This window comes from Chitinophaga sp. (assembly GCF_039596135.1).
Taxonomy (GTDB): domain Bacteria; phylum Bacteroidota; class Bacteroidia; order Chitinophagales; family Chitinophagaceae; genus Chitinophaga.
Genome location: NZ_JBCNKH010000060.1, coordinates 26,096 through 34,797, shown reverse-complemented (window position 1 = coordinate 34,797; position 8,702 = coordinate 26,096). Strand labels below are relative to the sequence as shown.

Sequence of the window (8,702 nt, the reverse complement as noted above, 5' to 3'; positions counted from 1 at the left end):
TACATAAAATGAACCGACTATAATGACAAAGAGAATCACTGCGATCTTGAGTCCTACCATGAAGTTGGCACTCTTCTTACTCTCCCGGATCCCAACATAAGCGAGATAAGTTACCAATACAACTATTATAAAAGCAGGTAAATTCAGTATTACAGGTAAACCGGCTATGCGCGGTGCTATTGCATAAATTTCAGGCGTAGCACTATCATAATTACTCGTTAGCCACAGTGGCAGGGACAGGTTCATTCCTAATGCCTTGCCTATACCAGTCAGTAAGTTATTGAAATAGCCGCTCCACGATATCGCCACTGCTATGTTCCCGATGGCATATTCCAGGATCAGCGCCCAGCCAATCACCCATGCCGCCAGCTCTCCAAAGGTCACATACGAATATGTATATGCACTTCCCGACACCGGTACCCTGCTGGCAAATTCAGCGTAACACAGAGCCGAAAAACCACATGTAACAGCCGTGATAACAAATAACAGTGAAACCCCGGGGCCGCCATGATACGACGCCTCCCCAATTGTTGAAAAGATACCTGCGCCAATCACGGCAGCAATTCCCATTGCAGTCAGGTCCTTTACTTTCAGTACTTTATGTAACCCGCCACCATGTGCGTCATCTGATAAACCATCGTGTGCATCTTGCAGTATAGTAGTAATGGATTTCTTTCGAAACAGCGATTTAGACATCTGGTGGTGATATTTTTTGTTGTTGACCTTCCTTAGGTTTAGCGATGATGCGAATATATTGAAATTAAATTAATGCTCCCTTTTTAACAGGAAATCAGCCAGTTCGATTAACGGTTTCTTCCTGGCAGATAACACGGCGATACTGTCCAGGTGCTGTAATGCCAGGTCATGGAATCTCTCCTTCTCTTTTTCTGCCCACTGATCAATCTGGCAGTCATGGAATAACTGTAATACCTGTGCTACCTTATCCCCGGGGTTAGTCGCCAGCAGCTCCTTCAGTTTGGTACGTTGTGCTCCATTACACAGCTCCAGCGCCTTGAGCAGCAGGAAGGTCTTTTTATTTACTAAGATGTCTCCCCCCTGTTGTTTCCCAAATTTCTCCGGATCTCCAAAGGCATCCAGGAAGTCGTCCTGGATCTGGAAGGCAATCCCTACGTTCTTACCAAACTGGTACAGGTGTTCCTGGTTATATTCACTGCCTCCCCCGATGATGGCGCCCATCTTCAGACTGGCTGCCAGCAATACGGACGTTTTCAGTGCGATCATGTTTACATAATCATCGTATTGTACATGCTCCGGCTCCATTTCTTCAAAGTCCATATCAATCTGCTGGCCTTCGCATACTTCGATCGCCGCCTTGTTAAAAGCTGCTAATAGTTTTTGTTTATACTGTGGCTGTACCTTATTCAGGTATTCATATACATTGATCAGCATCACATCTCCGGCCAGGATTGCAGCGGTGTCACCATACAGTGTATGTACGGTTGGTTGGTTTCTGCGAAGGGGCGCCTTATCCATCAAATCGTCGTGTACGAGGGTGAAGTTGTGAAAGAGCTCCACCGCGGTCCCTACCTGGAACGAATCGGGGTGGATGGCATCAAACAATTCATTGCCCATCAATGCCAGTATAGGCCGGATGCGCTTCCCTCCTATTTTGAGTATATGACTGGCCGCATCGTACAGCTTCTTTGGTTTTTCCGGAAAATGTTCCTTCGCAAAATGTTCTCCAAACTGGATCGTTAATTCCTGAAATGAATGCATGGTATCTTGTCAATAATTATGAATCGGGTCGAAATTATGCCTTTTTACGGGAAGCACCGCCACCCTTCTTTGCTGATGTTGATTTCTTCTTGCCGGAAGCCGGTTTCCCTTTGGAAGGCGCACCCTTTTTACTGGAAGGCTGCTTTTTGCCACGAGGAGCACCTCCCGGATGCTCTGCACCACGGTTGCGGGGCTGACGTGCCACCCTGCCCTGTGCAGAAAAGATATCTGCATCCTCATCTTCGATCAGCTCATAATCCAGCTGGCGCTTCACCAGGTTCGCCGCAGCCACCTGTACTTTTACCTTATCTCCAATACGGATCTTACGACCTGTATTCATCCCTATCAGTGCATATTCATTCTCATCGTACCTAAACTCATCCCTGGTCATGATGTTCTGCAAGCTCACCAATCCTTCACACTTGGTATCTACAGTCTCTACCCAGAAACCAAAATGAGCGACCCCACTCACCACACCGTCGAATGTCTCGCCGAGGAACTGCTGCATGTATTCCACCTGCTTGTATTTGTTTGCAGCCCTTTCTGCTTCCATGGCTTTACGCTCCATTTCGGAAGAGTGCTTACACTTCGCATCCATCCTCTTGTCAGCATGGATATCATTTGCCAGGCACTGCGCTACTACACGATGCACCAATACATCGGGATAACGGCGAATCGGCGATGTAAAGTGACAGTAGTGATCAAAACCCAATCCATAGTGGCCAATGTCTTCCGTCTGGTAAACGGCTTTGGCCATGGTACGGATCCCCAGGGTTTCGAGTACGTGCTGTTCAGGTTTACCCTTTGCCAGTTGCAACATTGCGTTGAAGCTCTTTGCCAGGGCATCAGAATTAGACAGATCCAGCTTGTGGCCGAATTTGCTTGCAAAACCAGAGAAGACTTTTAGCTTCTCTTCATCCGGCGTATCGTGGGTACGATATGGGAACGGCACCGGCTGATTATTGCCGATGCGGATATTGTATACATATTCTGCTATCTTTCTATTGGCCAGCAGCATAAATTCTTCGATCAACTGGTGGGCTTCCTTGCTCTCCTTGATCATGATGCCAATCGGCCGGGCCTGTTCATCCAGCTGGAAGCGCACTTCCTGCGAAGAGAAATTGATCGCCCCATGCTGAATACGTGCCTTACGCATGGTTTGTGCAATGGTATTGAGCAGCAGCACTTCTTCTTTGTAAGGGCCTTCGCCTTTTTCGATGATCTCCTGTACTTCTTCGTAGGTAAAGCGATGATCGGAATGGATCACGGTTCTGCCAATCCATTGTTCCCTGATCTCCCCTTTCTCATTCATTTTGAATACGGCAGAGAAGGTCAGTTTATCTTCATGCGGACGCAGGGAACAGAGCTCGTTCGAGATCTTTTCCGGCAGCATAGGCAGTACACGATCCGGCAGGTAAACGGAAGTAGCGCGTTTGTCGGCCTCCTTGTCCAGCGCGGTATCCGGCAGTACATAGTGACTTACGTCTGCAATGTGCACACCTATTTCATACCAGCCCCCGCGGGTCTTTTTGATAGAAAGGGCATCGTCAAAGTCCTTGGCATCCACAGGATCGATGGTAAAGGTGAGGGTCTTGCGAAAGTCCTTTCTCTTCTTTACTTCGGCATTGCCAATGTCTTCTTTGATGGCCTGGAGTTCCTGCATTACATCAGTAGGGAAGCTGAGTGGGAAGCCGGCTTCGATGAGGATCTCTTTCATAGCCAGGTCGTTGGTATCGCTGGCATCCAGTAGTTCTATAATCTCCCCCACAGGTTTGCGGGTCTTTTCACCCCACTGCACGACCTTTACTACGGCTTTATCGCCGGTTTTCAGGTCCTTCACCGCGTTTGCTGGAATATATATATCCGGCATGAAGGTGCCCTTGTCAGGTACCAGGAATGCGAATCCCTTATTCACCTGCAGGGTGCCGGTAAACTCTGTTTTCTTACGTTTAGTAATCCCCGTTATCACCCCTTCCATTCGTCCCAGGTTCTTGCCCTGTTTGATCACATCTACGGTTACTTCATCGCCGTCTAAAGCGGTGTTCAGGTTCTTCTGTCTTACCAGTACATCTTTTTCCTGACCTTCGACGATGACGAAGGCCATGCCGGAACGGGTAATTTCTACTGTCCCATTGTAGGTTTTCTTTTGGCTGCTACTGCCTTTTTCCCTGCTGTTAGCGCCTTTTTCTTTTTGAGGTTTTTTCTTTTTAGTCATTCTCGTAACATTTAATCATGGTTACTTCCAAACCGTTCCACGTAATCAAAAATATAATTATTAAATGAATCTCCTTCCCCGAACAGGAAAGATATTTCCACCGGCATAACGGCGATGGTTATGTTTCGCTCCCGGAGTTGCGGGGCCAGGAGCTGCAGCCTCACGGCATCTTTTTCGGTGGTAATCACCATTTTATGGTTCCCTGGCAGGTTGCCGAGTTCACGTTGTATCTTATCAAGGTCGTGCACTCCATAGTAGTAATGATCGGGGAAAGGCAGCAGGAAGACCTCCCGGTAGCTGCTTTTCAATTCCTGCAGGAGTGGTTCAGGGCGGGCAATGCCTGCTACCAGCAGCAGGGTTGTATCTGCCGGTATTGTAATAGGTGCGCCACTGAACATGTCGTACAGGTGACCATATTGCAGGGTTGTAAAATATACATGTTGGTCAGGCAAGGGATTGATTTCCTGCCTGATAGCGTTTTTTTCTGTTGCAGAAAGGTGAGGCGGACATTTGGATACGATGATACAATTGGCCCTTTCGTATCCTTTACGTCCTTCCCGGAGGCGGCCGAAAGGTACCACATGATCTTTGGTAAACCGGCGGCTGTAGTCGGTGATCATGATGTTCATACCTGGTTTTACAGAGCGGTGCTGGAAGGCATCGTCCAGCAGGATCACCTGCGTTTCAGGGCGCTCCATGAGGAGTTGGGGAATGGCGAGCATTCTTTCTTCGCCCACGCATACGCTGATATCCGGGTACTTTTGATGAAACTGCATGGGTTCATCACCCAGGTGAGAAGCAGTGCTGTTTTCATCTGCCAGCAGGTAGCCCTTGGTGCGGCGGTTATAGCCACGGCTCAGGGTAGCGATGTGTACACGGTCTTTGAGCAGGCGGATGAGGTGTTCGACATGCGGTGTCTTGCCGGTGCCCCCTACAGAGAGGTTGCCAACGGCGATTACAGGCAGGTCAAATTCAACGGCATTGAGTACTTTATTGTCGTACAGCCGGTTGCGCGTCCACATAACCAGGCCGTACAAAAGTGAGAAAGGATATAATAAGATCTTAAGATATTGCAGCATGCATCAGCTTTTTGTGAAATGATAGATGGTAGTGGGTGTGACCACGATATGGAGCGGAACATCCCAGGGACCAATGTCGGCAATGCCCGGCACCGGGTCAAAAAGAGACAGTCCAATGGTAGTGACATCCGGGCGGCATTGTTCCAGGAAGCGGTCGTACATCCCCTTGCCATAGCCTACGCGGTGACCAGCGATGTCGAAGGCCAGAAGTGGTACAAATACCAGATCCAGTTCAGATGGCGCGATGAGGGTACCCGTCAGCGGCTCGGGTATACCATAGGTGTTCTTTTCCAGTATGGTGTTTTGCTCCCAAAGGTAATGCAACATGGTGCTATTGGCCATATTAGAACGGGAAATTACCCATTGAAGGTCCGGGAATTGCGTCCGGGCATAGTCTACAAGGGCGTGCGTATCCACTTCTTTCTTTTCCCTGATGGGTAGAAAAATGTGTGCCAGCCTGTAAGGGCTGAAATCCAGGAGCCTGCACTGAGCGAGCAACTGCGCATTGAGCGTGGTAATCTGGTCGGGGGGAGTGTTGAGTCTTTTTTCAAGAAACTCCCGGCGTATATCCTTTTTTGTTAACAATATGATACGCTGAGTTATTTTAACTGTAAAGATAGCTTTTCTGCCTGTTCCTTTACAAAAGCCTTGTCAATAAGGCTGGTTTGAGGAATTCTGCCCAGTTTAGGGAATCCGGACCAGGCCACGACTTCGTCTTCGTTGGAATGCGTTTCGCCGCTGAAGACCCAGCCCAGCACGGGGATCTGAGCCTGTTGAAGGGCTTTGGCAGTGAGCAGGGAATGGTTGATGGAGCCGAGGTAGTTGCCGGCTACAATGATGACTTGTGCTTTTAATTGCTGGATCAGGTCGATGGTAAAGGTGGTTTCTGTGATAGGTACCATGAGGCCGCCGGCGCCTTCTATGATTAAGGGGCGGTTGGCGGGTTGGTAGGTATCAGCTATTTCTTTTATTCTTTTTACATTGATGGTAATGTTTTCGAGCCTGGCAGCGAGGTGCGGGGAGGCTGGTTCAAGGAGGCGGTAGGCTTCTTTATGGCATTTTGAAATTGGGTTTGTGAGGAGTTTTTTGATGGTGTCGGTATCGGTACCTTCGGTCAGACCGGTTTGGATAGGTTTCCAGTAATCGGCCTGGAGGGATTCGGTGATGCAGGCGGAGGTGATGGTTTTACCTACGCCGGTGCCGATGCCGGTGATGAAGATGCGGTTTGTCATAATTGTGCAAAGATATTGTATATTAATTATATAGTAGTTTTTGGGTGGCCTGCGGCAGCAAGTAATTTCTCTCTTTTTTAGGCTGGCGCCTGATGGAGGGGGTTCGTTCCAAAAGGCGTAAGCCTAAAATTAAGAACTCTTCCTTGCTGCCGTAGGCCAAAAATGGTAAGCTGATTTAAATCACCCAATTATCTTATTTTCGCTCCGATCAATATAATATAGTTATGAAGTTTTGCAACAGCATCCTTGAGACAATAGGAAACACCCCATTGGTAAAACTCCACCGCGTTACTGCAGGCCTTCCCTGCCCTGTCTTTGCCAAAGTAGAATTCTTTAATCCTGGCAACTCTATCAAAGACCGTATGGCCGTCAAAATGATAGAAGTCGCAGAAAAACAAGGTTTACTTAAACCAGGCGGTACCATCATCGAAGGCACCTCCGGCAACACAGGTATGGGCCTCGCTCTCGCGGCTGTCATCAAGGGCTACAAATGTATCTTTACCACCACCGATAAACAATCTAAAGAAAAAGTAGACATCCTCAAAGCCGTAGGCGCCGAAGTGATCGTATGCCCAACTAACGTAGAGCCCGAAGATCCCCGCTCCTACTACTCCGTATCCAAACGCCTGGCTACCGAAGTGCCAAACAGTTTCTATGTGAACCAGTACGACAACCTCGCTAACCGTGATGCACATTACGAACAAACCGGTCCTGAAATATGGGAACAGACAGATGGAAAGATCACCCACCTTGTTGTGGCTACAGGCACAGGTGGTACCATCACCGGCACCGGCAAATTTCTGAAAGAAAAGAACCCGGATATAAAAGTATGGGCCATAGACAGCTACGGCTCCCTCCTGAAAAAATACTTTGAAACAGGCGAACTGGATATGACCGAAGTCTATCCTTACATCACCGAAGGCATCGGCGAAGACTTCGTACCGCAGAACTACGATATGAGTGTAATTGATGCATTTACCAAAGTGACGGACAAAGACGGCGCTGTAATGGCAAGACGCATTACCAAAGAAGAAGGCATCTTCGTAGGTTACTCCGCCGGCTCCGCGATTGCAGGACTTTTACAACTGAAAGCATCATTGAAACCTACGGACGTTGTAGTCGTTATCTTCCACGATTCCGGCAGCCGCTATGTAGGTAAAGTATACAATGATCAGTGGATGATGGAAAGAGGTTTCCTCGATGTAAAAACGGTGAAAGACGTGGTGAATGGCCGTCGCAACCAGCCACTGGTTACCATAGAGCAGGAAGAAAAAGTAAGCGAAGCGATCAACAAAATGAAGAAATACGATATCGAACACATCCCTGTTTTACACCAGCAGGAAGTGGTAGGATCTATTTCTGAAAGTGGTCTTTTCAACCGCCTGATTGATGATGTAAATTTAAAAGATGCCCAGATAAAAGAAGTGATGCAGGCAGCTTTTCCGGAAGTAAAAATGGATACGCCGATAGAGAAACTGTCTTATTATATCAACAAAGAAAATGGTGCTGTGCTTACAAGAGATGAAAGTGGAAAAGCACACATCATTACCAAATACGATATTATTCAGGCACTTGGCAATTAAGATGCAGCCTATAGATGAAAACAGTGGAAAGTGGAGTTTTTCAAATTCTCACGTTCCGCATATAGATCAAACTGGCAGGGAGGTAAAGTTCGCCTTTCCTCCCCGCCGTATTGTGTCGCTTGTTCCTTCACAAACGGAATTGTTATTCGATCTTGGATTATCTGAACAAATCATTGGTGTTACCAAATTCTGCATTCACCCACTTAATAATAAGCCCCGCATTGGGGGCACAAAAAAATTACATCTAGACCAGATCAGACAACTCCAACCCGATCTGATTATCGCTAATAAAGAAGAGAATGAACAGGAACAGGTTTTCAGACTGATGAAAGATTTTCCCGTGTGGGTAACAGATGTACATGACCTGGATACTGCATTGGAAATGATCGCACAGGTGAGTGCAATTACTGACCGGGCTGAAAAGGGTTTGCAAATTTGTGCAGCAATAAAAACAGCCTTTGAGCAGCTACCCTTTGCGGTTCTTCAAAAAAAAGCGCTTCAAACAGTCATCCCTCCCAAAGTAGCCTATTTTATCTGGAAAGATCCCTGGATGGTAGCCGGTGGGGATACCTTTATCTCTGCCATGCTGGAAAAATGTGGATTTGGGAATGTTTTCAAAAACAGGACCCGGTACCCGGTTATTTCCCTTGAAGAATTAAAAGATACTGGTTGTCAATTAGTTCTATTATCTTCCGAACCTTTTCCTTTCAAAGAAACTCATTTTTCTTTTTTCAAAGATCACCCCGTCCAGCTCGTAGACGGAGAAATGTTCAGCTGGTATGGCAGTAGAATCTTGCGTGCAGCAGCCTATTTTCGGGAGATTTTCTACCAAAATCAGGCTTTTTTTTGACGAATA

The 8,702-nt window shown here is 47.3% G+C and carries 8 protein-coding genes; 2 read left to right on the top strand and 6 right to left on the bottom strand.

All coding sequences use genetic code 11. The features are described from left to right. The 6 genes from ABDW16_RS24870 to bioD all read right to left on the bottom strand — a co-directional run. Nucleotides 1-696, bottom strand: a 696-nt coding sequence (locus ABDW16_RS24870) for an amino acid permease (protein WP_343673526.1), incomplete at its 3' end; no start/stop codon positions are given. A gap of 69 nt (nt 697-765) precedes the next feature. Further along, on the bottom strand, nt 766-1,737 hold the full coding sequence (locus tag ABDW16_RS24865) for a polyprenyl synthetase family protein (RefSeq protein WP_343673525.1): 972 nt from the start codon (nt 1,735-1,737) through the stop codon (nt 766-768). Nucleotides 1,738-1,771: 34 nt separating this feature from the next. Then, nucleotides 1,772-3,952, bottom strand: coding sequence for a ribonuclease R (gene rnr, locus ABDW16_RS24860; protein ID WP_343673523.1), 2,181 nt, complete (start codon nt 3,950-3,952; stop codon nt 1,772-1,774). An 11-nt stretch (nt 3,953-3,963) separates the two neighbouring features. Beyond that, nucleotides 3,964-5,031: a tetraacyldisaccharide 4'-kinase gene (gene lpxK / locus ABDW16_RS24855; RefSeq protein WP_343673521.1), complete on the bottom strand. Its 1,068-nt coding sequence runs from the start codon at nt 5,029-5,031 to the stop codon at nt 3,964-3,966. A 3-nt stretch (nt 5,032-5,034) separates the two neighbouring features. Then, nucleotides 5,035-5,616, bottom strand: coding sequence for a 5-formyltetrahydrofolate cyclo-ligase (locus tag ABDW16_RS24850; protein ID WP_343673519.1), 582 nt, complete (start codon nt 5,614-5,616; stop codon nt 5,035-5,037). Between the two features lie 14 nt (nt 5,617-5,630). After that, nucleotides 5,631-6,263, bottom strand: coding sequence for a dethiobiotin synthase (bioD, locus tag ABDW16_RS24845; RefSeq protein WP_343673517.1), 633 nt, complete (start codon nt 6,261-6,263; stop codon nt 5,631-5,633). A gap of 224 nt (nt 6,264-6,487) precedes the next feature. On the opposite strand from bioD, the gene ABDW16_RS24840 reads away from it, so the two are divergent. Further along, the gene (locus ABDW16_RS24840; RefSeq protein WP_343673515.1) at nt 6,488-7,846 is read left to right on the top strand and encodes a pyridoxal-phosphate dependent enzyme; all 1,359 of its coding nucleotides are present in this window, start codon (nt 6,488-6,490) and stop codon (nt 7,844-7,846) included. Continuing rightward, entirely contained in the window at nt 7,836-8,696 is an 861-nt protein-coding gene (locus ABDW16_RS24835; RefSeq protein ID WP_343673514.1) for a helical backbone metal receptor, read from the top strand. Before ABDW16_RS24840 ends, ABDW16_RS24835 begins: the two co-directional genes overlap by 11 nt. Nucleotides 8,697-8,702 lie beyond the last annotated feature (6 nt).